Source organism: Mucilaginibacter sp. UYP27 (assembly GCF_040547175.1).
Classification (GTDB): Bacteria; Bacteroidota; Bacteroidia; order Sphingobacteriales; family Sphingobacteriaceae; genus Mucilaginibacter.
Genome location: NZ_JBEPPE010000008.1, coordinates 108,579 through 133,161 on the forward strand (window position 1 = coordinate 108,579; position 24,583 = coordinate 133,161).

Below are 24,583 nucleotides of genomic sequence, written 5' to 3' on the forward strand. Positions count from 1 at the left end.
GCAAGTACAAATAGTAATGCCCCTTTATATTTAGGATAACGGGCATTACTACTGTATTGATTAGCTGTTATTCGCCAACAACAGAAGGAACAGGTTCTTGTACAACTATTTTATCAGCGTTGTCCTTGTCGTTTTTTTGCGTTTTAGCGCCGGTAAAAAAGCTTAAGCCAAAGGCCAACAGCAATAGGGGTATAGCCATCCAGATTATTTCATGAATGCCGTATTTTGCGATGACAAAGCCGCCCAGTAAAGCACCCACAGATATGCCGATGTTGTAACATGAAGTGAGCAGGCTGTTTACAAATTCTAATGAACTATGTGGTACACTTTGGGTAGTGCGGATATTAGGGACTAAAAAACCACCGGTATGTATCATACCCCAAAAAGCAACAATAAATACCATGGGTATAAAAATGCTGCCAAAATAATAGGCTAATAATTGCATGGCTATCAACAGGATAAAAAAGAACCTGCTGGCCAATATTACATTTTTACCAAGAGCAATCCCCATTAGCCAATTACCGGCAATACCCATACCGCCAAACAAAAGCAGCATGATGCTGATTTGAGCACCGTTCATGTCTGAGATTTTTTCGAGATATGCAGCCAGGTAGCTGTAACTTGAAAACATGGCAGCGAGGGTAAGAACAGTTGAAACAAGATTAAGCCACAGCTTGGTGTCCTTTAGCACGTATAGTTGGCTTTCTGCCGCTTTATCTTTATTACCAGGCATAGAAGGTACAAAAAATAGCAAACCCAAAAAGGCAATTGAGCTTATAAAGCTTGTAAGAAAAAAGGATGCCTGCCAGTTATGAAAAAAATCGGCAGCGTATGTGGTAAGCGGGACACCCAATACTGTGGCGATGCTAAGCCCGGTCATCACTATTGACACAGCTTTAGCACCCCCTTGTTTAAATGCTACAGCTAAAGATATATTCCAAAATAGAGGGTGAAAAAATGCCGGTAATATCCTGGCGATCATGAGTATCGTAAAGTTTGGAGAAAAAGCAGAAAGCAAGTTTGATAATATAAACACACCCAATACCAGGCATAGCAAAAATTTGCGGTTTATTTTGGTTGTAAGGGCAGTTATAAACGGCGATGATAAAGCAACAGTTAGTGCAAAAGCGCTTAATAACCAACCAGCCGTATCAATAGATACCTTAAACTCGCGGCTAATAGTGGGTAAAATGCCAATGACACCAAATTCGGTTGTGATGATACCAAACGCTCCCAGTGCTAATATGTAAATTGATCTTTTCATGTGTTTTAATATTCAAGTATTCAAATGTTTCGATATATGTAAGTGGTATTTAGTGAGGTTCGATAAAACGCTCTAATCTTTAAGTTTGTTCAGGCAATCGATGTACTCGTCAAGTACTTGCTGGTTCAGTACGTATTTAAGATTGCGGCCTTCTTTTTGGGGAAGTAAAAGTTCGGCATCAACCAATTGCTTTAGGTGATGCGAAACCGAAGGCTGTGTAAGATCAAGCAGATCATTCACTTCGGCGCAATAAAGGCAATCTTTCTTTTTTTTAAATTCCTGTAAAATAGCTATCCGGCTGGTGTCGCTTAGTGCCCGTGATATTTTCTCTATTTTTTTATTGTCCATTATTTTCAACCGATCATTTTTATAACGTGATGATCGATTTGATAATGCAAAAGTATATAATATTATAGATAGATAGAAATGTATCTATGTATCGACTGTCATATTTGGGCTTGTTTATACTTTCTTCCCGTTAAAAGTTATCCCGTAAAGGTCCGTTCTCCTGTCCTTTAAATTTTGCACACTGCCATACTCGTGCAGGGCGCTTAGTACCGAAAGGTCCACATCCGCAATAACGATCATCTCGCTGTTCGGTGTAGCTTCGGACTGGATGCCATTTGTAGGGAAACCAAAATCTGACGGCGTAAACACGGCCGATTGAGCATAAGAGATATCCATGTTATTTACGTTAGGCAGGTTACCTACACAGCCGGCAATGGCTACGTAACATTCATTTTCAACAGCACGTGCCTGGGCGCAAAATTTAACGCGGTTGTAACCATTTTGGGTATCGGTAAGGAAAGGCACAAACAGAATCTGCATATCCTGGCTGGCAAGGATGCGTGATAACTCCGGGAACTCCACATCATAACAAATGAGGATACCTATACGGCCTGCATCGGTATCAAATACCTTAAGGTCGCTGCCGCCGCGCATCCCCCACGAATTGATTTCTGACGGGGTAGGGTGCAGCTTCACACTTTCCTCCATACTGCCGTTGCGGCGGAATAGATACGAAACGTTATACAAGGAATCATCCTTGATACAAGGCATACTGCCTGATATGATATTTACATTATAAGATACCGCCAATTTAGAGAAGGCCTGGGTAATAGGTTCGGTAAATTTAGCCAGTTCGCGCATGGCTTTGGCCGCGTCCATGTGGTTGTACTCGGCCATTAATGGCGTATTAAATAACTCCGGGAACAGCACAAAATCCGACTGGTAATCGCTCACCGCGTCAACAAAATATTCCGCATGTTTCATCAACTCGCTGATGTTGTTGTAGGGGCGCATTTGCCATTGCACCAACCCGATACGCACAACCGTTTTTTGGTTGATGACCGAGCTTATCTCTTCGTAATAAACGTTATTCCATTCTATCAGCGTAGCAAAACCTTTTGAACGGGCATCCTCGGGCAGATAATTACGCAAGATCTTACGCACGTGGAAATCATTAGATAGCTGGAACGAAAGTGTAGGGTCGAAGATCTCTTTATATTTTACCTTATCGATGTATTGCTTTGGCGTGAGTTCGGCCTGGACTTTTTGGTAATTAGGGATGCGGCCGCCGGCAATAATACTTTTCAGGTTCAGTTTTTCGCAAAGGGCTTTTCGGGCATCATACAAACGGCGTGCAAGGCGCAAACCGCGGTATTTTGGATGGATAAAAACCTCGATACCATATAGTACGTCGCCCTTATCGTCGTGGGTTTTAAAGCTGCCGTTACCGGTAATTTGCTTGTAGGTGTGGGTGTCACCGTACTTATTATAATCTACAATAATAGCCAACGCGCAGCCTACTACCTCGCCATTAACCGTAACACAAACTTGCCCGTCGGGAAATAGCTTGATCAGCTTTTTAATAGAGGCCATATCCCAATGGTCGTCCTCCATATCGGTGTAGGCCGATTTCATTGATTTTTTTAATTCCTGGTAGTCCAGTACCTCCAGGGTACGTAGTTCGATGCTTTGCAGATCCATTTTCCTGTAACGGAGATTTGGGAGTAATGTTTGGATTAAGGTACCAAGTAGTTGGTAGCAAGTATCAAAATTTTGGATGCCATTGCGTACAGTGGTCTAACTACTCGATGCTATATACTTGATACTATTCCCTATGCCACCACGCCCACAGCATCAGCACTGGCTGCAACAGTAACCGCACCCAGGCAATTGCAGGGGTAACCCAAAGGTCGCCCACTTTTAGCGGGGCGTTTAAAAGCATAGTGATATGCACCGGCATAAACGCCAGTAACATAAGCATTATGCCATATGAGGCAACCTTACGTGTTTTTGGCCGTATCAACATTAGCGCGAGCAAAACTTCGAAGAAACCGGCCAGGTAATTCAGGATCACCGGGGCAGGTAAATACGAGGGAATGATGCGGAGATATCCCTGCGGATGTATAAAGTGATTGGCCCCGGCTAAAACATAGCTGGCCACCAAAATTACAAGACTGATGTTTTTTAATATTCGCATTTTTAATTGTTCAATCGATTGATTGGAAAGAATAATCGTAAAAATATGGCTTTTTATTGATAAAAACACATTATTTATAATCATTCTAAATGCACCTGTATGACAAATAATTGACACTGCATCTAACAAGGTATATTACTTTTGTTGGGTCAAAATATAAAACTGCTTTGAAGTATTTAAAAGTTATCGCTTTTACACATAAACACATTGAGCTGAAGGAATTGGGACGATTGGTGCTATGCCAGGAAAGCCTGACCGACAAGCTTCGTGATGTTAAAGCACGTTTTGCTATCGATGAGATCTTTTACCTATCTACCTGTAATCGGGTAGAATTTGTGTTTTCTACCCCGCAAGTTATTGACAAGGCCTTTGCACATGAGTTTCTTTCTTCTTTAGAAACTGGCCTTTGTTCGCACTCAACCACAACTTTCCTTGATGCCGCTTCTATTTACGAAGGGCAGGACGCCATGAACCATTTGTTGCGTACCTCATGCTCTTTAGAAAGCCTGATAGTTGGCGAGAAAGAAATTTTAGCCCAGTTACGCAAAGCTTACGAAGATTGCCGCGGGGCTGGCCTAACCGGCGATAAACTGCGTGTAACCATGGAGTGCGTGGTAAAGGCAGCTAAAGAGGTTTATACCCACACCAATATTTCAAAAAATCCAATTTCGGTAGTGTCATTAGCTTACCGTAAGTTAAAAGACCTAAAACTTTGCGCTAACGCCCGTATCCTTATTATCGGTGCCGGCGAAACGAACCGCAATATTTCTAAATACCTTCAAAAACATAAATTCTCAAACTTCTCGGTTTTTAACCGCACACTCTCGAAAGCGCAGCAATTGGCTAACGATCTTGGCGGCCAGGCTTATGAGCTTCACGAGCTTAAGAATTTTAAAGGCGGCTTTGATGCCATCATCACCTGTACATCTGCAGTAGAGCCTATCCTTACAAAAGAGATCTACACATCGCTTTTAAACGGCGATACCGATAAAAAAACCATCGTAGACCTGGCTATCCCTAATGATACCGCGCCGGAAGTGCTGGAGCAATTTGATGTGAACTTTATAGAAGTGCATAGCCTTAACGAAATCGCCAAGAAAAACCTGCAGGAGCGTTACCAGGAACTGGTACATGCCGAAGCCATTATAGAGCAAAACATTGCCGAGCATTTGGTGATGCTTAAACAGCGAAAAATTGAGCTGGCAATGCGCCAGGTGCCGGAGAAAATTAAAGATATCCGCAATAGCGCTATTAATATCGTTTTTGCCGAAGAGGTACAAAGCCTTGATAAAGAATCGCGCGAGATACTGGAGAAGGTGATCAACTACATGGAAAAAAAATATATCAGCGTCCCCATGATCATGGCGAAGGATATATTGATCAATAATAACTAAGCTTTTCTTTCTATCAAATAATTGCGTTATTAGCTTAATTAACGTAATGATATGAGCCTTTTTACTCCAAATATTACTGTATCAAATCCCATTCCACCAGAGGTTAAAATCTATTATTCTAAATATTTTGCCGTCATCAGTATTTTATTTCTATGCGTATTTGTTGGCATAGGAATATTTTGGTTTGCTATTGGGCATGTTTTATTAGGAACGATAGTTTGTTTGGTTCCCTTGTGCTTAATAGTTGTAAAAGCGAGATGGCTTGTAAACAATAAACCACAGGTAATCATCAATACAGCAGGTATCCAAACTGCAAATACACCTTTTTACGATTGGGCTAAAATTTCGGATGAACGTGTATCCGGTGAGTACACAGGGAGGGGTGCAAGGCCGACATTAGACTACACCCACCCTAAAGGCAAAGAAAAGGTGATGATTGAGCCTTTGAATATACGGCCGCAGGACCTTGATATACTTTTGAAATATTATAGAAAGCACTGGGAGTTTCGTAACGTATAACATTTACCTTTTGCCTATTCTTAACAATATTAGTCAGCCTACTTTCATATCCTTAATTAATACTATATTACTGTGCATAAAAAATTAAATTTGTACTGTAAAAATTTATCCCCTTGGACAGAACAGTAATAATAGGAACACGTGGCAGCGATTTAGCTTTATGGCAGGCCAATTTTGTAAAAGATAGCCTGGCCGCAATTAACATTACCGCCGAACTTAAAATTATAAAAACACAGGGCGACCGCATCCTTAACCTCAGCTTTGATAAGCTGGAAGGTAAGGGCTTTTTTACTAAAGAATTAGAAGAAGAATTATTGGCAGGTACTATAGATCTGGCTGTGCATTCGCACAAGGACCTGCCAACAGAAAACCCTCCGGGACTCATTATCGCAGCAGTTTCAGAACGGGAAGACCCGGCTGAACTGTTGTTGATCTTGAAAGATGTGGTTGATGTACGCCAAAAGCTATCCGTTAAGTTTGGCGGCCTGGTAGGTACATCATCAAACAGGCGCAAAGCACAATTGCTTGCCGTGCGCCCCGACCTGGAAATAGATGAACTGCGGGGCAATGTGCCTACCCGGATAGGTAAACTACGCGACGAAAAGTACGACGCCATTATGCTGGCAAAGGCAGGCGTTACCCGTTTAGGTATCGACCTGAGCGAGTTTCACGTAGAGGAACTTACCGCTACCGAATTTATACCAGCACCGGCACAGGGCGCATTAGCCATCCAGATCCGCGAAAGCAATACCGATTTATTTGAGGCTTTGCAGGCACTAAACCACCCGGATGTTGCCGAAGAACTTTCTTTGGAGCGCGGCGTATTAAAAATGTTTGGCGGCGGCTGCCACTTGCCTTTAGGTGTTTATTGCCGTAGGGATGATGGGAAATTCCAGGTGTTTACCTCAAAGGCAGAAGCCGGAGATGAATTTCCCGACCGTTACTTTATTGAGAGCGCAACCCTTGATGGTGTTGCGGAGAAAATTGTTGCCCGCTTTGCTAAGGACAGAAAATTCCCGTCGAAAGTTTTTATCTCGAGAGATATATCGGCTACAAGTTATTTCCGCAAGGCGCTCGAAAAACATAAGATAGAGATAGAGGCGCGTTCGCTGATCCGCACCGTGCCGGTTATCACCAAATTTGATTCGTACATAATGAGAAATATCGACTGGGTGTTTTTTACCAGTAAAAACGCCGTCGAGTACTTCTTTAAGTTATCACCGCAATTCCCTAAAAAAATAAAGTTTGGGGTAATGGGTGCCGGTAGCGAAGATATGCTGCGCCGCAATGGCCACTTTGCAGATTTTGTTGGTGAAAGCAATGATACTGTAGATGTAGCCGCCGACTTTGCCGCACTGGCAAACGGAACAACCATCCTGTTCCCGGGTGCCGATAGCCCGATGAGGAGCATTCAGCAGGGCCTATCTGCCGAAACAAAAATAATTGACTTGCCCGTTTACGAAACCGTACTGGAAGAGGGTGTAGAGCCAACAGGTGCCGATGTGGTGGTATTTACCAGCCCAAGTAATGTGGAAGCCTACTTTGCCGATAACCTGCTGGAACCGCAGCAAAAGGTGATAGCCATTGGCAAATCAACCGGTAAAAAGTTTGATGAAATGGGCGTAAAATATACCCTGCCCTTCTCTCCCGACGAAGTTGGACTGGCAGAGGCAGTGTTTGGAATATAAAATAGTTCATAGTTGATGGTTCATAGATCATAGTGATATACTGGGCATCGATTAAGAACAAATATTGATGTGAGGTTGCTTGGTATTACTATGAACCATCAACCATGAACCAAAAGCTATATGCTACAACGACCAAGAAGAAACCGTAAGAGTGAAGTTATCCGCCAGATGGTGCAGGAAACGCATGTTAGCGCGGCTAACCTGATTTTCCCGCTTTTTATTGTGGAGGGCGAGAATCAGAAAACCGAGGTAAGATCTATGCCGGGTATTTTTAGGTATTCGATAGATAACCTGCTGCGCGAAGTAGAAAGCTGCATGAAACTGGGTTTAAACTCTTTCGACCTTTTCCCAAATATAGACGAGGCGTTAAAAGATAAATACGCTACAGAAAGCCACCGCGACGAGAGCCTTTACCTGCGGGCTATCCGTTCGGTTAAAAAAGAATTTCCGGAGGCTTGTGTGATAACCGATGTAGCGATGGACCCCTACAGCAGCGACGGCCACGATGGCCTTGTTGAAAATGGCGAGATCCTGAATGACGAAACATTAGAGATACTTGGTAAGATGGCACTGGCCCATGCCCGGAGCGGTGCCGATATTATAGCGCCATCAGATATGATGGACGGCCGTGTGGGCTACATCCGCAAAACGCTGGATGATGCCGGTTTTACAGGCGTATCTATTATGTCGTACTCGGCTAAATATGCCAGTGCTTTTTACGGCCCGTTTAGGGATGCTTTAAACTCTGCCCCAAAATTTGGCGATAAAAAAACTTACCAGATGAACCCCGCCAACCAGCGCGAGGCTTTGATAGAAGCCCGTTTGGACGAGGCAGAAGGTGCCGATTTCCTGATGGTGAAACCGGGCTTGCCTTACCTGGATGTGATTAAACTATTAAAAGATAATACAGAACTCCCCATTGCTGCCTACAATGTAAGTGGCGAATACGCCATGATAAAAGCAGCGGTACAAAACGGCTGGCTGAACGAGCAGCGCTCGGTTACCGAGGTGCTGACCAGTTTTCGCCGTGCCGGCGCCAGCGCGATATTAACCTATCACGCTAAAGAGGTGTTGTTGAATAAGTGGTTGTAAGTATAAAATAATATGTCATTGCGAGGAGCGTAGCGACGTGGCAATCTCGTCGCGTCAATAAGCAAGCGACAAGATTGCCGCGCTATCGCTCGCAATGACAATTTTGAACAAACAAAATGAGCATACCGAATATAAGCAGAGCAAAATCTGCGGCATTGTACGAAAAAGCGAAGACCTATTTCCCGGGCGGGGTAAACTCGCCGGTAAGGGCGTTCAAATCTGTTTACGGTACGCCGCTTTTTATCGAAAAAGGCGATGGCAGCCATATTTGGGATGCCGATGGTAACGAGTTTATCGATTTTTGCTGCTCATGGGGGCCGCTTATTTTAGGGCATAACAATCCCGCAGTTCGTAATAAAGTGATGGAGGTTATGCAGAACGGCATGTCCTTCGGTGCGCCTACAGCTTTGGAGAATGAGCTGGCAGAACTTATCCTCGGCAATAATAGATTTATAGAGAAGATCCGTTTTGTAAGCTCAGGCACTGAAGCGGTGATGTCGGCCATCAGGTTGGCAAGGGGTTATACCAAACGCGATAAGATTTTGAAGTTTGAAGGTTGCTATCACGGCCATACCGATGCTTTATTGGTTAAGGCAGGCTCTGGACTGGTTACGTTTGGGGAAACCTCATCAGCAGGTGTGCCAAAGGCCTTTGCAGATGAAACCATAGTTGTATCTCTTAACGATAAAAAAGCCCTGCAAGAGGCCTTTGAAGAGTTTAAGGGGCAAATCGCGGCCGTTATTATCGAGCCTGTTCCCGCTAACAATGGCTTGCTTTTACAAACGCAGAATTATTTAAACCACCTGCGACAACTGTGTACCGACAACGGCACCATGTTGATATTTGACGAGGTGATCTCAGGCTTCCGTGTGGGCTTTGAAGGTGCAGCGGCTTATTACAACATCCAACCGGATATCATTACTTATGGTAAAATCATCGGTGGTGGTTTGCCTGTTGGCGCCTACGGTGCATCGGCAGAAGTGATGGATCATATCTCGCCGGTGGGTTCGGTTTACCAGGCAGGTACTTTATCCGGTAATCCGGTTGCAATGGCAGCAGGCATCGCGCAGCTAACTGAATTATTAAAACCAGGCTTCTATGAAGATTTGCATGCCAAAACGGCAGGCTTTGTAAAGGCTATAGAAGGTTTTGTGGCCGAACGCGGTTACGGATTAAAAATATTTACCATCGGTTCTATCTTTTGGTTCGCCTTTACCGATCACGACAGTATCACTACAGCCGAGCAAATTGACCCGGCAAGTATGATTAAGTTTAAAGAAATGCACCGCGAACTGATAAACAGGGGCATTTATTTTGGCCCGTCGGGCTACGAAGTTGGCTTTATATCGGCAGTACACACCAATACTGATTTAGAAACCACAAAAACAGCTATATTTGATAGTCTGGATATTGTATTCAGATAGTTGGCAGTAAACGGTTAGCAGTTTGCACAGCATCCTGCCAACGGCAAGCTACCAACTGCAAACTTGGAATAAGTTATGAAAAAAACACTCGTTATATTTTATGCCATCATCATTTATGCTGTAGCGGAACTGATATGGTGGGGGTACATGCTGGTGCACCTAAACCCAAGCCGTAAAGGCATGATTATGGGCGAAGGTTGTATGTTTGTGACCGTGTTTTTAGTTGGCGCATACTTCTTGCACCAGTCGCTAAACAAGGAAGCCAAGCTACAGGAGCAGAAAAAGAACTTCCTGCTTTCGGTAACGCACGAACTTAAATCGCCGCTTGCGTCTATCAAAATACTATTGCAAACCATCCAAAAGCGCGATCTTTTGAAAGCGCAGATCCTTGATTTTATTGGTAAATCGCTGCTTGATGTGGAGCGTTTGGATGATATGGTAGAGAATATGCTGCTGGCATCTAAGATAGATAACCGTTCATATAGTTTCCCAAAAGCCAAGTTTAACTTATCTGTTTTGGTGGATAGTATTGTAAACCGACTGCAGATAAGTAAGTGTGATTGCAACCAGCAGATCATTAATGCCGAAATAGAGCCGAAAATTGAAATAACAGGTGACAAATTTGCATTAACATCCGTTGTTACTAACCTGGTGGAGAATGCTGTAAAATATTCGAGCCCTTGCGAAACCGTAAATGTGAAGCTATTTGAGAAGGAAGGTAAAGTTTACTTTCAGGTGGCAGACCATGGCATAGGTATTGCAGACAATGAGAAGCCACGTATTTTTGATAAATTTTACCGTGTAGGCAGCGAAGATACACGAAACACAAAAGGCACAGGTTTGGGTTTATACATTGTAAAAGAAGTATTGGATAAGCACCAGGCCAGCATAAAAGTTAAAGACAACCGCCCTGCCGGGAGTGTATTTGAAGTAGTATTTGCATTAACCTAAATCATGGAGACCATGCCAAACAAAAAAAGAATTTTATTAGCCGAAGACGAAGATCATTTATTAGAGGCCATCAAGTTAAACCTGGAGCTGGAAGGTTATAAGGTTTCTACAGCAAACAACGGTAAAAAGGCCCTTCAGATTTTTAAAGAAGAGCGCTTTAACCTGGTGATATTAGACGTAATGATGCCCGAGATAGACGGCTTTGTGGTTGCAGAAACCATCCGCCTGGAAAACTCTGAGGTGCCCATCATGTTCCTTACCGCGAAAAACACTAACGAAGATAAAATATCGGGCCTTAAAAAAGGTGCTGATGATTACCTGACCAAACCCTTTAACCTGGAAGAGTTGATCCTTCGGGTAAACAACCTGGTAAAACGCAGCTTAAAAGGCGATGATCTTAAAGAGTTTAACAGTTACAAAATTGGTGATAAAACCATCCACTTTAACTCGTTCGAACTGGTTAACGGCGATGAAAGCATCACCCCTTTAACTAAAAAAGAAACCATGCTGCTTAAGCTTTTGATAGAACGCCGTAACGAGGCGGTATCGCGTGAGCAGATCTTGGAAACCGTATGGAATTATGACGTTTACCCGTCAACCCGTACTATCGATAACTTTATCCTAACCTTCCGTAAATACTTTGAACCGGATCCTAAAAACCCGGTTTATTTCCACTCGATACGTGGCGTAGGTTATAAATTTACCGATAACCAGCACTAATACATGTTTACAAACAGGGCACGAATATTAGTAACCGGGCTTTTTATTATATCGCTGGCTTTTGTACTTAAGTACAAGGTTTACGAGCTGGCAGCGGTTAACGTAATGTTTATTGGGCTGTTGATATGGGGCTACTTTAAACAGGGTACCATTGTGCTTGCTGCAAAGGCGTTCCACCAAAAGGATTACGATAAGGCCGAAAGCCTGTTAAAACAAGTACCGAAACCCGAGTGGCTTAGCAAAAGGCGACGCGGGTTTTACGAGTTTATATATGGCGGTGTTTGCCTGCAAAAACGGGAATATGCCGAGGCTGAGCAACACTACGAGATGGCCGCCCTGTACCCGCTCCGCAGCGCTAATGATCATGTGGCCGCGTTGGTACATGTGGCAAACATAAATGTACGTAACGGTAATTTTGAAAAAGCTAAAGCATACCTGCAGCTTACCGAAAAACATAAAGAAAATATAACTGCCAAGATGAAGGACGTGATCCAAAAGGTTGAGCAGGAACTTAGAAAACACTAAAACAAAGAGGCAAGATTGTAAGAGCCATGAACCAAGATTTTTTGTCTTGCATCCTGACGCTTGTTATCTTGCCTCTCCACAAACATGAAAGATTCGTTATTTTTAAAAGCCGCATTTTCAGAGAAAACAGAACGACCACCCGTATGGATGATGCGCCAGGCCGGCCGCTTTATGCCCGAGTATTGGGAGATCAAAAACAAATACTCGTTCCTGGAGATGTGCAAAACGCCTGAACTGGCCGCCGATGTTACCATGCTGCCTGTTGACCTGTTAGATATAGACGCGGCTATTCTGTTTTCGGATATATTGGTTACCGGCGAAGCTATGGGCGGCGACCTTAGCTTTACACAAGGCATAGGCCCTAAGTTTGCCAACCCCGTACGCACACAAGCCGATATTGACGCTTTAGAAACCAATGTTGGCGATAGGTTACAATATGTGGCTGATGCTATCAAGGTTATTAAGCAACGTTTAAATGGCCGCATCCCGTTGATAGGTTTTGCAGGTGCACCGTTCACCGTAATGAGCTACCTGGTAGAAGGCGGGTCTTCAAAAGATTTTAAACTGACCAAACTGATGCTGCATAACCACCCGGAAATGGCGCACCAGTTATTATCAAAAATTGCTACCGTAACGGCAGATTACCTTAACCTGCAAATTGCAGCGGGTGTCAATGCCGTGCAGATCTTCGATAGTTGGGCGCAGGCATTGTCATGGGATGATTATACCGAATTCTCACACCGTTATATCGTAGAGATCATCAGCAAACTAAACAGGAAGGATATCCCGGTGATATCGTTCTGTAAAGGCAGTTCAGTATTTGCACCGCTAATGGCAGAGGCCAAACCGGATGTAATATCTATCGACTGGAATGTTGACCTGTTGGATATCAAGAACCGTTTACCTCAAAACATTGCCGTACAAGGCAACCTTGACCCGCATATTTTATATGCCGATAAATCGGTAATAAAAGACCGCATCCATCGCCTTTTTGAGCGGATGAGGGGCGAAAACGGGTTTATTTTTAACCTCGGTCATGGCATTATGCCGGATATCCCGTTTGATAACGTGAAGTACGCGGTAGAGGTTATAAAAGAGTTTAGATATTAGTCTGTCACCCTGAGCCTGTCGAAGGGTGAGCGGTGGCCTTTGCCCACATGCTTCGACAGGCTCAGCATGACCCAAAACAAATATAAATAGGCCATGTACCAATACGTTTTAGCCATACATATCATATTTGTAGTCTGCTGGATGGCGGGGCTGTTTTACATTGTGCGCCTGTTTATCTACCACCGCGAGGCACAGGACAAGCCCGAACCCGCCCGTACAATTCTTTCTGACCAGTTCGAGATCATCGAAAAAAAGCTTTGGTGGATCATCGCTACCCCAAGTATGTATTTTGTGATTGCAGCAGGGGCAACCATGCTGCATCTTAGGCCCTTTTTATGGAAAATGCCCTGGTTGCATGTTAAGCTTACTTTTGTTGTGGTACTGATAGCTTACCATTTCATCTGCCAAAAAATGATGAAGCAAATGGCCCACGGCATATTCAAATGGACGTCTATCAAACTCCGTTTATGGAACGAGCTGGCCACTATTCTACTTTTCGCCATAGTGTTCCTGGTAGTGCTTAAAAGTGCGCTGAACTGGATCTTCGGGGTGATAGGGATAATCCTGTTCAGTTTAATTATAATGTCGGCTGTGAAGATCTATAAGTATTTTAGGGAGAAGAGGTAGGTTAAACTATTGCACCTTCATGCAGGTTATGAACCGGAAATATTAGGTCGTAATTATTCCAGTTTAAATTTCCATCTAATACCTCGAATTGAGCGAATAAATCTTTGTTAAGATATTTGCTAATAGATGGGTGAAACGATTGGGAAAGAAATGGCTCAAAATCAACTGTCTTTTGAGTTCCGTCCGAAAAGGCAATCTTTATTAGATATTTCGTAATGTACTTGGCCGATATAACTTGTACTAAATCACAAGAAGTGGTTGTCAAGATTATCTCGTCGTCGTTATACTTTTCTATGGTTTGTGTTACACCTAACAAGGTGAGTGTTTTTGCCAGATCTAATATGGCTGCATAACTCCAACCGTCCTGCCCTGGCACTAAAAAGGCTAAGTCTTTTCTTTTATTAAGTATCAATAGAATATCTCGCTTTTCTTTCAAATAACCGTTTGTGTAAGAATAGTAATCCAAGCGTTTTCGATAAATAAAAGTTAGCTCATCAAATTTACAGATGTCGGTTTCAATACTCGTCCGGCTTTTCGTAACAAATGTTATTAGTTTGTTTTTGGCATCTATGGTAATGCTGTAGGCATATTCCTTTCTAAGTACAACAGTGATAATTATGCAACCTATTATCACAGCAACTATTATAATCACAATGGGTGGCGAGCTCGATAAAAGCATAACAATAGCCAAGACAACTGCTATAATCAGCGCTGGAAACCCTTTTTTTGATACTGTATAGGTTTTGTTCATATTATTGTGAATATATTAATTAAATTTTATTTCACCACCCATGCAACCATTCGGCACTCCTTTACATCTTACTGTTAAATGATGTTTTTGGAACCTAAACCTACTATAGATCATCTGGTAAAATGCTGTAAAGACGGGCAGCGAAAGGCGCAGGAATTGCTGTATAAACAACTCGCGGCTAAAATGCTGGGTGTGTGTATGCGCTACGCTACCGATAAAATGGAAGCGGAGGACATGCTGCAGGACGGGTTTATAAAGGTGTTTCAAAAGATCGCCGATTACCGGGGCGATGGTTCGTTTGAAGGCTGGGTGAGGCGTATTATGGTGCACAGTTCCATCGAATATTATCGCCGCCACCATAAAATGATGCAGGTAGTTGATATTGATGAGGCCGGGTATGAGCCATCGGTTAGTGCCGCGGCATCAAGTAGCCTGGAAGCACAGGACCTGCTGGTATTGATAAAAGCGCTGTCACCGGGTTACCGCATGGTGTTTAACTTGTATGCTATTGACGGGTACTCGCATAAAGAGATAGCCGATATTATGGGCATCAGCGAAGGGGCGTCAAAGTCGCAATTATCAAGGGCGAGGGCTATTTTAAAGGAACAGATATTGAAAATAGACAATAAAAAATATGGATATGCAGGATAAAGAAATTGACAGCCTGTTTAGGTCTAAGCTTGATAATTTTGAGGTTGAGCCATCCGCCGCAGTATGGGGCGGCATAACATCCCAAATTGATAAAAAGAAAAAGCCGTTTGGCGTTTACCTTAGCAGTGCCGCGAGTTTGCTGATATTACTTGGTGCGGGCTTGTATTTTGTATCAAACACAAAAGAAATTACTAAAAAGCCGGTGCAAATAGCCGTGGCTAAAAACAATAAGCCTGCAAAAACAATTATACAGCCGGTAACTGTGGCGCCAAAGTTAGCTGGGCCTCAAACTGACGAATTAAGGCGAAGCATGGCCAGTTTTAAAGCCAACGGCAAGTTAGGGCGCAAGCAAAAAACAAAGTTTGCTAAGGATAGGGCTGTATCAACAGAAGAACAAGCGATAAAGCCTGCACCGCAACTGGCGCAGGTTGTTCAAAAGGTAGATGTGCCTGTGAAGTTTGTGGTGCCCGATAGAAGTGTAACTTTTAATGATAAGATAGACATACCCGACAATCAACCGTTAAAAACAAATACTTTAGCGGCGCAGGCACAAGATGCAACTGCAAGTAAAACATTGGCTGCGGCGCCGGTTAAAAAGCACCGCTTCCGTAACTTTGGCGACTTAATAAACGCTGTAGTGGGTAAGGTTGATAAACGTAAAGACAAACTGATAGAATTTTCGACCACTAAAGATGAGGATGATTCTACCCTGAGCGGATTGAACCTTGGCTTTATTAAAATAAAAAAGATAGAAGAATAGAATATAAATATACTACGATATGAAACGCCTGATTTTTACCATGATAATATGCCTGGCGGCAATAACGCTGTTTGCCCAAACAGACTCTGTTAAAACCAGCACCGATACTACCAAAACCCGCCGCACCAGGATCCGCCTTGGCTTTGGCGATGACGTAACGCAGGTAGCCATAAACGATACCAATTCGGTGCATTCAAAAGCGCCGGGCTTCTCGTTCGGGCTCACGTTTACCAGGTTTGATATTGGGTTAAGCACCCTGAATGATAACGGCAGCTTTAAACTATCGCCAACCAACCAATTTTTAAATTACCGCTCGTGGAGGAGCAGTAACATAGGTTTTGATATCTTACAATTAAGCTATCGTTTCAATAGTTCGTTCCGGATCTACACAGCCGGTGGTTTCGACTGGACAAACATCCGCCTGCGCGAAAGTGTAACCATACTGCGCAACCAGGCACCGCTTGCCTACACGGTAGATAATGTTAAATATGATAAGAACCGCCTGTCGGCAACTTACATCCGCGTGCCGGTAGCATTTGATTTCCGTACCCATGATGACGACGACGGCCGCAGGTTCCACTTTGTTGGCGCTGCCGAACTGGGCCTACGTATTAGCAGCAGCCTAAAGCAGGAGAGCAAGGAGAACGGCTCGCAAAAGTTGAGCGGCAATTATAACTTCGCTAAGTTTAGGTATGGTGCATCATTGCGTGTTGGTTATGGTGCAATAGGCGTGTTTAGTAAATACTATTTTAATAATATGTTTGAGAATAGCCCTGCACAGGATGGGCTAAGAAACTTCACCTTTGGGATGAGTGTTGGTTGGTAAACCATTTAGTATCTTTGCCCGCAATGGCAGAAGCACCTTTTTTACAGGCAATATCAGTTACCAGGACATACGGCGGGGCCGAAGCATCAGGGGTTAAAAATATTGACCTTGAGATTATCCCCGGAAATATAACAGCTATAATTGGCCAAAGCGGCAGCGGTAAAAGTACTTTACTCAGGTTATTTTACGGTTTGCTTTCACCAGATAAAGGCATTGTGAAGTTTAAAGATGAACGCATTTGGGGCCCTGAAGAAAAACTGATCCCCGGCCATGATGCCATGAAAATGGTAACACAGCATACCGACGACCTTAATCTTTTTGCCCGTGTTTGGGATAACGTTGCCGCCATGCTGCCCAGCACCAATGTAAAGCTTAAAGAAGAAAAGACCGAGCAGGTGCTTACCCAGCTAAACATGATGCACCTGGCCCTAAAACGCGTTGCCGACTTAAGCGGTGGCGAGAAACAACGTGTGGCAATAGCCCGCGCCATTATTACCCGCCCCGATGTTTTATTACTTGATGAACCCTTTAACCAGGTTGATACCTCGTTTCGCGAGGGGTTGCAGCACGATATCAGGCAGATCGTAAAAGAAACCGGCCTTACCGTGGTAATGGTATCGCACGACCCGGCCGAAGTACTCTCTATGGCTGATGAACTGATCGTTTTAAAGGATGGAGAGATTGTAGAAACCGGTCACCCCAAAACGCTTTACCACGCACCTGCCAATTTATACACAGCCGAATTACTTACCAATTGTAATGTACTTAATGTTGAGGAAGCTAAGGCCTGCGGCATTGTAACCGAAAAAGAAGCCGTAGTTATATATCCCGAATGGATCCGCCTGAACAATGTGCTTAAAACCAATAAATGGACTGTAAAGCAAGTGCTGTTTAAAGGTTTTTACGAAGATCTGATACTGGAGAACAACGGCGTGATCCTCCGCGTTGTGAACGGCGATAGCGGCAAATACAACCATGGCGACATTGTTGGCCTCAAAATAAAAAAATGGCTGGAGTATTAACAGGAGATGTGCAAATGTGCAGATTGTAGATGTGCAGATGCACTCAATTTGCATATCCGCACATCTGAAATCTGCATATCTATCGTTAGATCTCGAAAGATGATAACTTCACAAATTGCTGCACACGTGCGGCAACCTCTTCGTCTGTTAAGTTTTTGATCTTCTCGGTACCAAATTTCTCCACACAGAATGACGCCAGGGCCGAACCAAAGATGATAGCATTCTTCATGTTATTGAAGCTAACCGTACCAACTTTAGCCATATAGCCAATAAAGCCACCGGCAAAGGTATCGCCGGCGCCGGTTGGGTCAAATACCTCCGCAAGCGGAAGGGCAGGGGCCGAAAAGATATGGTCCTCATGGAATAATAATGCACCGTGCTCACCTTTTTTAATGATCAGGTATTTTGGGCCCATGGTAAGGATCTTGTTAGCTGCTTTAACCAACGAGTATTCGCCCGATAACTGGCGTGCTTCGGCATCGTTAATGGTTAAAACGTCAACCATTTTAATGGTCTCCAGCAAATCGTCCATTGCAATATCCATCCAGAAGTTCATGGTGTCCATTACAATCAGTTTGGGGCGATTTTTAAGCCTGTTGATAACCGTTCGCTGTACTTGTGGGGTTAGGTTACCCAGCATTAGGTATTCGCAGTCCTGGTAAGCCTCGGGGATTATCGGGTCAAAATCGGCCAGTACATTTAACTCCGTAGCTAATGTGTCGCGGCTGTTCATGTCGTTATGGTATTTGCCACTCCAGAAGAATGATTTTTCGCCTTGCTTTATCTGCAGGCCTTCGGTATCTATCCCGTGGATGTTAAAGTCCTTTATTTCCTCCTGCGGAAAATCATCACCCACTACAGCAACGATCTTTATCTTGTTATAAAAGTAAGAAGCCGCCAAACTTGCATAGGTAGCAGCCCCTCCAACAATTTTATCTGTCTTTCCAAAAGGGGTTTCAATTGCGTCAAACGCCACAGTACCAATAACTAACAAACTCATGTAAAATATTTTTAAATTTTTTTTGTGCAAATATTGTGAAATTACCTCAGAAATCATACTTTTGCACCACTCCAATACGGAAAAACACTCCTGAGTAGCTCAGCTGGTTAGAGCATCTGACTGTTAATCAGAGGGTCCCTGGTTCGAGTCCAGGCTCAGGAGCCTCAAAATCAATGATTTAACCCAACTCTGGCGAGTTGGGTTTTTTGTTTCTCACACATTTCTCACACATTTTTGAGGTTTTTGCATTTATTCGCAAACAAGTTGTTTTTATTTAATGTGACTTCTTAAGAAGTATAGGCAGCATATCCGGCAACGAGAACAATAATTGTGATCTGCAATACCTTTAGTGTTTTCATGGCTTTCCTAGATTTTGAAATAAAAATAATCTCGGTTCCTAAAATTGAAAGTTAGCCAAGCCCGGTTTCAGTTACTGGCAGTTACTGGCATGTAATTATATAAAGCGGTTGCAACCAATTTATGACCACTAAGAATGTAAAACACACAGCCTGTCTCCAATCGCATCGAAATGGCTGCATCCGTTTGGCGAGAACGCTGAATAAGTTGTTTACTAAGGCGGGATAATGATGTATTTCTATTTTAATTGATATTATTGTAAACATAAACCTGACTCATGAATACTATTGAAACGCGGTCGGTTGGTAAGATGATTTTAAATGAATCTACGCCTGCCCGCAAACCACGAATAGAACATTACCTCATCCCTTATTACCAGCGGGGATACCGCTGGGAAACCCGCCATGTTGAAGCACTTTTAAATGACCTGCATAATTTCATCCGTTCGGCGGAAATCAATTACTGTTTGCAACCCATCGTGGTTTGCCCAGGTATGGATGATCAGGGTATGAATCGCTGGGAGGTGATCGACGGCCAGCAACGCCTCATCACACTACATATCATCTTTCAGTTTTTAGCCAAGTCGAAATATTTAATCACATTTGAGAAGCGCAATAAAAGTACCGACTTCTTAGCCGAGCTGGGTGAAGCTACGATGAGTGATGAAAACCCGGATTTTCATTTCATCAGCAATGCGCTGACCGTGGTAAGCAAATGGTTTGAGCAAAAGATAGAGCATGATATATCGTACATCGATGAATTTTACTCCAAAATCACCAAAACGGTGCAAGTGATCTGGTACCAGCTATCTGACCTGGAAGAAGAAAACAAAATCAATATTTTCAACCGCCTCAATATTGGCAAGATACCGCTCACCGATGCCGAACTGATCCGCGCCCTATTGCTGTCAAAAGTCAAATATGGCCTTTCCGACCGTGAGGCCAATATGCGCCAGGCAGAAATATCGGCCGAATGGAATGCGATAGAACACGAATTGCGCCAGGAACAACTATGGTATTTCTTGAACAATAAAGTTAAAACCGACCACTCCTCGCGCATAGAGTATATCTTTAATATTATTGCCGGCGACGAGGCGAAAAACTATTCCACTTATCTCTGGTTTGAAAAAAAGGTTAAGGGAGCCAATGAAGATAAAGAGGCCCAAAACGCGGTCGCTTTATGGAATGAAACCAAACAGATCTTCGCAAAGTTTAAGTCTTGGTTCGTCAATCCAAAGATCTATCATTATGTGGGTTATCTATTAGCGGAAAATTACGATGTAACCGACCTGCTTGGTGAATCAAAAACATCGAAGCCTGTATTTGAAAAATGGCTGAAGGATGAGATCAAAGAACGGTTCAAAAATTTGAATATTGGCAGCCTGGCCTATGGCAGTCCGGAACTGGAAAGGTTTTTTCTCCTGTTCAATATCCTGACCATTCAAAACCGCAAAGGTGGCATTAATGACCGATTCCCTTTTGATCATTTTAAGAAAACCAAATATGAAGATGGCGGCTGGAGTATCGAACACATCCATGCGCAACGTTCGGAACCCATGCAGGAGGAAAAGGCAATCAGGACTTGGTTGTTGGAAACCTTAAAGGCCATCGAACATATCTCCTTTATTGAAGTGGAGGTTCAAAACGATGAGGATGTGGTAAAATCGGAAAAGATAATTGAAAAGCGGATGGTCAATACGACCTACGTGGAACGCATTAAGTCATTACTCGTCTTCGAAAAGATCAACGCGAATGATTTTAACATCCTGAAGGACGAGCTTATCGCGTTGTTCGATTCCTCATCCTTACATGAATTAGATAATTTGGCCCTGCTATCCAAAAAGCATAACTCGGCGCTCAATAATTCTATTTTTCCAGTAAAGCGCAACAAGATTATTGAACTTGAAAAACAAGGCGCCTATATCCCGGCCTGCACCCGGAACGTGTTCCTCAAGTTTTACAGCAATTCAGATAACCAGCCCTATTACTGGAGCAAACCTGACAAGACGCTCTATTTTAATGCGATACACCAGGTTATCACTAATTTCCTTACCAAAGCCTAACCTACGAATGGATACTAAATATACTTTTTGGACGCTATGCAGCCAATATGATAAACTGGAAGTTCCCATCATCCAGCGGGATTATGCCCAGGGAAGGGAAACTCCTAGCGTGGAGCGCATCAGGAAAAGCTTTGTGAACGAATATTTACTGGACGCATTATTAAAAGGCACGCCACGTGAACTCGACTTTGTTTACGGCTCTGTTATTACCAATCCTACTGATGCGGTCGGGAAAACCTTATTCGTACCCTTAGATGGCCAACAAAGATTAACCACCCTTTTTTTACTGCATTGGTTTATTGCGTTAAAAGAAGGCCGCATGCCGGAGGCGAAAACGGTACTCAATAAATTTACTTATGAAACCCGCCCATCGGCGCATGACTTTTGCCGCTTACTGATCAAAAAAGAGCAAACGGCTCTGCTTTCCGATTTGAAACAGGAACTGCTGAATTCGGAATGGTACGATGAAGAATGGGATAATGACCCGACCATTAAAGGCATGCTAACGATGATTGGCACGTTCGCCGAAAATAAAGATCTGGTCGAACATCCAGCTGGCCTGTTCGATGCGCTGACTGATCCGGACAATCCTTTGATCTTTTTTTATTTCATACCATTGGAACATTTTGGGCTCAGCGAAAATCTGTATATCCGGATGAACGCCCGGGGAAAAGAACTAACTCCTTTCGAACATTTTAAATCGGAGTTCTATAATATCATTGCCTACCAGACGGAACTGCTGGAGCAAGTAAAAGACAAGATCGAGTACAAATGGGTGGGGAATTTATGGGATTATAAAGACAAAAACAGCTTTATTATCGATAAACCATTCATGGGTTATCTCAAATTTCTCTCACAAATGCTTTATTTTAAGGACGCACAATTCAGGGCCGACCATTATGAAGAAGATTTTCTAAACCTGAAGCTTTTAGGAACGATCTACGCGAAAGAGGAAAACCTGAAGTTCTTTATCTTCTCGCTTGACCAAATTGGCATTTTGAAAAGTTATGCCCAAGAGAACCTGCTTTGGGAAAGTAATACAACCGTCCATGATATTTTTAAGGGCATCCTCGAAAATCAGACGGATATCCTCCGGTCGATTTTACTATACGCCACCTTACAGTATTTTTATCAGCAAAAGCCTGCGGCCAATTTCCCGGACTTTATGAGGGTAATCAGGAACCTGCTGGAGAATACCGCCGACAAATCCATTCGTGAATGGCCAAGGATATTGGCATCCATAGAGAACATCATTACCGATGAAAACATCTATGACGTTTTAATGCAACCTAAAGCTACTGACCTACTAGATGGTTTTTACGTGCCGCAACGCAGGGAAGAGATTTTGAAGGCAAAATTAATGCAGGCACATTCAGGAGCCAAAAAGCAGTTTGAAGAAGCCGAAGACAATGAAAACTTGAGGGGAAACATCACAACGTTGATTGCGGCTAATTATGTCGGCTCGGCCGATCTGATCGCACAATTCGATCCAGCTGCTGCAGATATTTCGCTTTTCGATAAAAATAAATTTGCAACAGTCTACCGTTCCTATTCCATCATTTCCAAAAACGATTTTGAACCTGTCTGGGGTGATTTATTTGTATCTTCCCTCTATACCCACCATCCCTGGTCGAGAATGACCTATGATGGCAATTACAAAAAGAACAGTTCAGTAGTTGCCCTTGCGCTCGACCATAGCAAATCGCCGTTAAAGGCTGATTTGGAAGATTTTCTGCGAGATAGGGAACGTAGGTTCATTAAAAAGCTGATTAAGCGAACGGCTCCGCTTGAAGAAATGACAGATGTTAAGGAACAACTTTATCTCTATTATATTCTGCACCGCAGGGTCATGAAACATGATATCGATAGCTTTTTCAATAATGGCTTCAACTTCGGGTGGCTAGGGAAGGAAAAGGGCTTTGGGTCGCTTTTCGTCAATGGCATTGCCAATGATCAATGGGAAAGTACGGTTAACCCAATCTTTCAAACCTATAAAACACAATTTCGGTATAGCCTGGGTCTTAAGAAAGATGCTGCGTTATCGCCCGAGATCATAAAGGGGAGAAAAAGAAACCCATTTGAATTACTGACAGAATGGGCCGGGCAATAACGACTAACTTTGCAATATGAAATTTGATTTTGGTTTTTCCATGTATTTCCTTGAGGGGCCTGAATTGAGCACTCCTGAGAAATTCTTTATACAGGTGCAGCATAAGTTGCAGATTTATAAAAAGCATACCGAAACGACTATTAAACTCTATCAGGATGAGTTTAAGGAACAACTGTTAAATCATAAAAAGAAGGCCCAGGAAGCAATGGCCAAGGCAAACGAAGCTTATGAGCTTCATTATGAAGAGATTGTGGGCAGCGACCAGGATAAACAGAGCTACGCAACGCACGAATCAGGAATAGATGAGTTGCAATACCATTTCTCAAATGAAGAAGAAGCGTTGAAAAACAGCTTTTCAGAAATGGCCGATCATTTCAACAAATCGGCATTAGTGACGCTTTATGCTTTAATGGAAACTGAGTTGCGCCGGTTGTGTAGCCAACTGCAAGCTCATTATCAAAAACGCGTTTCCCTGGAGCGCTTCGAACAAGCAGATTATCTAAAATCGATCATGGAATATCTTGATCAGATCATTGAACTTGATATCTCAGGCTTTCAACCCTACCAGACCAAGATTATACCTTTGCAATTCTTACGGAATAAAGTCATGCACAATGGTGGTGAATTTCCATTGCCGGTAACCGAATACCTGGACGATCTCGTGAAAACGAGTGATGGCGGGCTAAGCCTTGAGGAAATTCCCGACGAACAATTCGTCGTCGTCCGGGTGCGCTCCAAATTCGTCTTTCCTTTTTATGAATTGATCAGCGAAATGTTTTATGTTTTGTTCGCGTTATTAAATGAAAAAGAAAATTTTTCGTTCCTAAGTAGTAGACTTGCTTATGTGTTTCGGTTTCTCGCGCCTGGCTTAACGGTAACCTACAAAGAGCATAAATCAATAAAGAATGGGCAGATGTTTACTTTTCTGATGGAATCAAGGGCGTCCGAAAACCCGTTTTCCTTTTTTTGCAAGTTCACTATCGTAGAAGCTGCCAAAGAGGAGTTAATTTTTACCAATCAATTGGAACATAACGTCAATAACATAGAACGTTTAATTGCTGGCCTTGCTAAGCAAGATCATGTCATGCGACAAGTAATGGCCGGTTTTCTTGATAATGAAAAAGCGTACCGTATAGAATTCATGCTTTATTGTAACCCTCCCTTAGTTCGGACTGGTATTTTATAGACTTATTTAATTCAAAAATATAATTATTGTTGTTGTAACTGTGGGGATGTTGGAAACTC

General features: G+C 43.0%; 23 protein-coding genes and 1 tRNA gene. 18 read left to right on the plus strand and 6 right to left on the minus strand.

Going from position 1 to position 24,583, the window contains the following annotated elements:
- Nucleotides 1-67: 67 nt before the first annotated feature.
- The 4 genes from ABIB39_RS19545 to ABIB39_RS19560 all read right to left on the minus strand — a co-directional run bounded on the left by ABIB39_RS19545 (nucleotide 68) and on the right by ABIB39_RS19560 (nucleotide 3,749).
- Nucleotides 68-1,264, minus strand: coding sequence for an MFS transporter (locus tag ABIB39_RS19545; RefSeq protein WP_354431859.1), 1,197 nt, complete (start codon nucleotides 1,262-1,264; stop codon nucleotides 68-70).
- Nucleotides 1,265-1,336: 72 nt separating this feature from the next.
- A complete protein-coding gene (locus ABIB39_RS19550) occupies nucleotides 1,337-1,612 on the minus strand; it encodes an ArsR/SmtB family transcription factor (RefSeq protein ID WP_354431860.1) in 276 nt (91 codons plus the stop codon).
- Between the two features lie 114 nt (nucleotides 1,613-1,726).
- Nucleotides 1,727-3,253 (minus strand): carbon-nitrogen hydrolase family protein, encoded by a 1,527-nt coding sequence (locus ABIB39_RS19555; RefSeq protein ID WP_354431861.1) that lies wholly within the window; start codon nucleotides 3,251-3,253, stop codon nucleotides 1,727-1,729.
- Between the two features lie 124 nt (nucleotides 3,254-3,377).
- Nucleotides 3,378-3,749 (minus strand): DoxX family protein, encoded by a 372-nt coding sequence (locus ABIB39_RS19560; RefSeq protein ID WP_354431862.1) that lies wholly within the window; start codon nucleotides 3,747-3,749, stop codon nucleotides 3,378-3,380.
- 167 nt (nucleotides 3,750-3,916) lie between these two features.
- Here ABIB39_RS19560 and hemA point away from each other — a divergent pair, with 167 nt between their 5' ends.
- From hemA to hemJ, 10 genes are all read left to right on the plus strand, one after another.
- Nucleotides 3,917-5,143, plus strand: coding sequence for a glutamyl-tRNA reductase (hemA, locus tag ABIB39_RS19565; protein ID WP_354431863.1), 1,227 nt, complete (start codon nucleotides 3,917-3,919; stop codon nucleotides 5,141-5,143).
- A 51-nt stretch (nucleotides 5,144-5,194) separates the two neighbouring features.
- Nucleotides 5,195-5,662, plus strand: coding sequence for a hypothetical protein (locus ABIB39_RS19570; RefSeq protein ID WP_354431864.1), 468 nt, complete (start codon nucleotides 5,195-5,197; stop codon nucleotides 5,660-5,662).
- A 113-nt stretch (nucleotides 5,663-5,775) separates the two neighbouring features.
- Nucleotides 5,776-7,350 (plus strand): hydroxymethylbilane synthase, encoded by a 1,575-nt coding sequence (gene hemC, locus ABIB39_RS19575; protein ID WP_354431865.1) that lies wholly within the window; start codon nucleotides 5,776-5,778, stop codon nucleotides 7,348-7,350.
- A gap of 120 nt (nucleotides 7,351-7,470) precedes the next feature.
- Nucleotides 7,471-8,442, plus strand: a complete 972-nt coding sequence (hemB, locus tag ABIB39_RS19580) for a porphobilinogen synthase (RefSeq protein ID WP_354431866.1) — start codon at nucleotides 7,471-7,473, stop codon at nucleotides 8,440-8,442.
- A gap of 116 nt (nucleotides 8,443-8,558) precedes the next feature.
- Complete coding sequence (gene hemL, locus ABIB39_RS19585; RefSeq protein WP_354431867.1) at nucleotides 8,559-9,866, plus strand: glutamate-1-semialdehyde 2,1-aminomutase; 1,308 nt, start codon at nucleotides 8,559-8,561, stop codon at nucleotides 9,864-9,866.
- A gap of 75 nt (nucleotides 9,867-9,941) precedes the next feature.
- On the plus strand, nucleotides 9,942-10,817 hold the full coding sequence (locus ABIB39_RS19590) for a sensor histidine kinase (RefSeq protein ID WP_354431868.1): 876 nt from the start codon (nucleotides 9,942-9,944) through the stop codon (nucleotides 10,815-10,817).
- Nucleotides 10,818-10,829: 12 nt separating this feature from the next.
- Nucleotides 10,830-11,537 carry a response regulator transcription factor gene (locus ABIB39_RS19595; RefSeq protein WP_129876228.1) on the plus strand — a complete coding sequence of 236 codons (708 nt, stop codon included), beginning with the start codon at nucleotides 10,830-10,832 and terminating at the stop codon, nucleotides 11,535-11,537.
- Between the two features lie 3 nt (nucleotides 11,538-11,540).
- Nucleotides 11,541-12,062, plus strand: a complete 522-nt coding sequence (locus tag ABIB39_RS19600) for a SusR-related protein (RefSeq protein ID WP_354431869.1) — start codon at nucleotides 11,541-11,543, stop codon at nucleotides 12,060-12,062.
- Nucleotides 12,063-12,146: 84 nt separating this feature from the next.
- Nucleotides 12,147-13,172 (plus strand): uroporphyrinogen decarboxylase, encoded by a 1,026-nt coding sequence (gene hemE, locus ABIB39_RS19605; protein WP_354431870.1) that lies wholly within the window; start codon nucleotides 12,147-12,149, stop codon nucleotides 13,170-13,172.
- 93 nt (nucleotides 13,173-13,265) lie between these two features.
- Complete coding sequence (gene hemJ / locus ABIB39_RS19610) at nucleotides 13,266-13,799, plus strand: protoporphyrinogen oxidase HemJ (protein ID WP_354431871.1); 534 nt, start codon at nucleotides 13,266-13,268, stop codon at nucleotides 13,797-13,799.
- Nucleotide 13,800: 1 nt separating this feature from the next.
- Here hemJ and ABIB39_RS19615 read toward each other — a convergent pair whose 3' ends face one another.
- Nucleotides 13,801-14,550, minus strand: coding sequence for a DUF2442 domain-containing protein (locus ABIB39_RS19615; RefSeq protein ID WP_354431872.1), 750 nt, complete (start codon nucleotides 14,548-14,550; stop codon nucleotides 13,801-13,803).
- Between the two features lie 81 nt (nucleotides 14,551-14,631).
- On the opposite strand from ABIB39_RS19615, the gene ABIB39_RS19620 reads away from it, so the two are divergent.
- Genes ABIB39_RS19620 through ABIB39_RS19635 form a run of 4 tightly spaced genes read left to right on the plus strand, consistent with a single transcriptional unit; the run spans nucleotide 14,632 to nucleotide 17,809 of the window.
- Nucleotides 14,632-15,201, plus strand: coding sequence for an RNA polymerase sigma factor (locus ABIB39_RS19620; protein WP_354431885.1), 570 nt, complete (start codon nucleotides 14,632-14,634; stop codon nucleotides 15,199-15,201).
- The gene (locus ABIB39_RS19625) at nucleotides 15,191-15,961 is read left to right on the plus strand and encodes a hypothetical protein (protein ID WP_354431873.1); all 771 of its coding nucleotides are present in this window, start codon (nucleotides 15,191-15,193) and stop codon (nucleotides 15,959-15,961) included. The genes ABIB39_RS19620 and ABIB39_RS19625 overlap by 11 nt, the downstream gene beginning before the upstream one ends.
- Nucleotides 15,962-15,980: 19 nt before the next feature.
- Nucleotides 15,981-16,787, plus strand: a complete 807-nt coding sequence (locus tag ABIB39_RS19630; protein WP_354431874.1) for an outer membrane beta-barrel protein — start codon at nucleotides 15,981-15,983, stop codon at nucleotides 16,785-16,787.
- 23 nt (nucleotides 16,788-16,810) lie between these two features.
- Entirely contained in the window at nucleotides 16,811-17,809 is a 999-nt protein-coding gene (locus tag ABIB39_RS19635; protein ID WP_354431875.1) for an ABC transporter ATP-binding protein, read from the plus strand.
- Between the two features lie 85 nt (nucleotides 17,810-17,894).
- Here the strand turns inward: ABIB39_RS19635 and ABIB39_RS19640 are convergent, their stop codons facing one another.
- Nucleotides 17,895-18,809, minus strand: a complete 915-nt coding sequence (locus ABIB39_RS19640) for a PfkB family carbohydrate kinase (protein WP_354431876.1) — start codon at nucleotides 18,807-18,809, stop codon at nucleotides 17,895-17,897.
- Between the two features lie 88 nt (nucleotides 18,810-18,897).
- Between ABIB39_RS19640 and ABIB39_RS19645 the strand changes: the two genes are divergently transcribed.
- The 4 genes from ABIB39_RS19645 (at nucleotide 18,898) to ABIB39_RS19660 (ending at nucleotide 24,524) form a co-directional block, all read left to right on the plus strand.
- Nucleotides 18,898-18,971: transfer RNA gene (locus ABIB39_RS19645), tRNA-Asn, on the plus strand.
- Nucleotides 18,972-19,443: 472 nt separating this feature from the next.
- Nucleotides 19,444-21,228: a DUF262 domain-containing protein gene (locus ABIB39_RS19650; RefSeq protein WP_354431877.1), complete on the plus strand. Its 1,785-nt coding sequence runs from the start codon at nucleotides 19,444-19,446 to the stop codon at nucleotides 21,226-21,228.
- A gap of 7 nt (nucleotides 21,229-21,235) precedes the next feature.
- Nucleotides 21,236-23,338: a DUF262 domain-containing protein gene (locus ABIB39_RS19655; RefSeq protein ID WP_354431878.1), complete on the plus strand. Its 2,103-nt coding sequence runs from the start codon at nucleotides 21,236-21,238 to the stop codon at nucleotides 23,336-23,338.
- Between the two features lie 16 nt (nucleotides 23,339-23,354).
- Nucleotides 23,355-24,524 (plus strand): hypothetical protein, encoded by a 1,170-nt coding sequence (locus ABIB39_RS19660; RefSeq protein WP_354431880.1) that lies wholly within the window; start codon nucleotides 23,355-23,357, stop codon nucleotides 24,522-24,524.
- Nucleotides 24,525-24,583: the final 59 nt, after the last annotated feature.

Coding starts and splice junctions, on each gene's coding strand:
- ABIB39_RS19545 (WP_354431859.1), bottom strand. CDS start 1,264: ATGAAAAGATCAATTTACATATTAGCACTGGGAGCGTTTGGTATCATC.
- ABIB39_RS19550 (WP_354431860.1), bottom strand. CDS start 1,612: ATGGACAATAAAAAAATAGAGAAAATATCACGGGCACTAAGCGACACC.
- ABIB39_RS19555 (WP_354431861.1), bottom strand. CDS start 3,253: ATGGATCTGCAAAGCATCGAACTACGTACCCTGGAGGTACTGGACTAC.
- ABIB39_RS19560 (WP_354431862.1), bottom strand. CDS start 3,749: ATGCGAATATTAAAAAACATCAGTCTTGTAATTTTGGTGGCCAGCTAT.
- ABIB39_RS19570 (WP_354431864.1), top strand. CDS start 5,195: ATGAGCCTTTTTACTCCAAATATTACTGTATCAAATCCCATTCCACCA.
- hemB (WP_354431866.1), top strand. CDS start 7,471: ATGCTACAACGACCAAGAAGAAACCGTAAGAGTGAAGTTATCCGCCAG.
- hemL (WP_354431867.1), top strand. CDS start 8,559: ATGAGCATACCGAATATAAGCAGAGCAAAATCTGCGGCATTGTACGAA.
- ABIB39_RS19590 (WP_354431868.1), top strand. CDS start 9,942: ATGAAAAAAACACTCGTTATATTTTATGCCATCATCATTTATGCTGTA.
- ABIB39_RS19595 (WP_129876228.1), top strand. CDS start 10,830: ATGCCAAACAAAAAAAGAATTTTATTAGCCGAAGACGAAGATCATTTA.
- ABIB39_RS19600 (WP_354431869.1), top strand. CDS start 11,541: ATGTTTACAAACAGGGCACGAATATTAGTAACCGGGCTTTTTATTATA.
- hemE (WP_354431870.1), top strand. CDS start 12,147: ATGAAAGATTCGTTATTTTTAAAAGCCGCATTTTCAGAGAAAACAGAA.
- hemJ (WP_354431871.1), top strand. CDS start 13,266: ATGTACCAATACGTTTTAGCCATACATATCATATTTGTAGTCTGCTGG.
- ABIB39_RS19615 (WP_354431872.1), bottom strand. CDS start 14,550: ATGAACAAAACCTATACAGTATCAAAAAAAGGGTTTCCAGCGCTGATT.
- ABIB39_RS19620 (WP_354431885.1), top strand. CDS start 14,632: ATGTTTTTGGAACCTAAACCTACTATAGATCATCTGGTAAAATGCTGT.
- ABIB39_RS19625 (WP_354431873.1), top strand. CDS start 15,191: ATGCAGGATAAAGAAATTGACAGCCTGTTTAGGTCTAAGCTTGATAAT.
- ABIB39_RS19630 (WP_354431874.1), top strand. CDS start 15,981: ATGAAACGCCTGATTTTTACCATGATAATATGCCTGGCGGCAATAACG.
- ABIB39_RS19635 (WP_354431875.1), top strand. CDS start 16,811: ATGGCAGAAGCACCTTTTTTACAGGCAATATCAGTTACCAGGACATAC.
- ABIB39_RS19640 (WP_354431876.1), bottom strand. CDS start 18,809: ATGAGTTTGTTAGTTATTGGTACTGTGGCGTTTGACGCAATTGAAACC.
- ABIB39_RS19650 (WP_354431877.1), top strand. CDS start 19,444: ATGAATACTATTGAAACGCGGTCGGTTGGTAAGATGATTTTAAATGAA.
- ABIB39_RS19655 (WP_354431878.1), top strand. CDS start 21,236: ATGGATACTAAATATACTTTTTGGACGCTATGCAGCCAATATGATAAA.
- ABIB39_RS19660 (WP_354431880.1), top strand. CDS start 23,355: ATGAAATTTGATTTTGGTTTTTCCATGTATTTCCTTGAGGGGCCTGAA.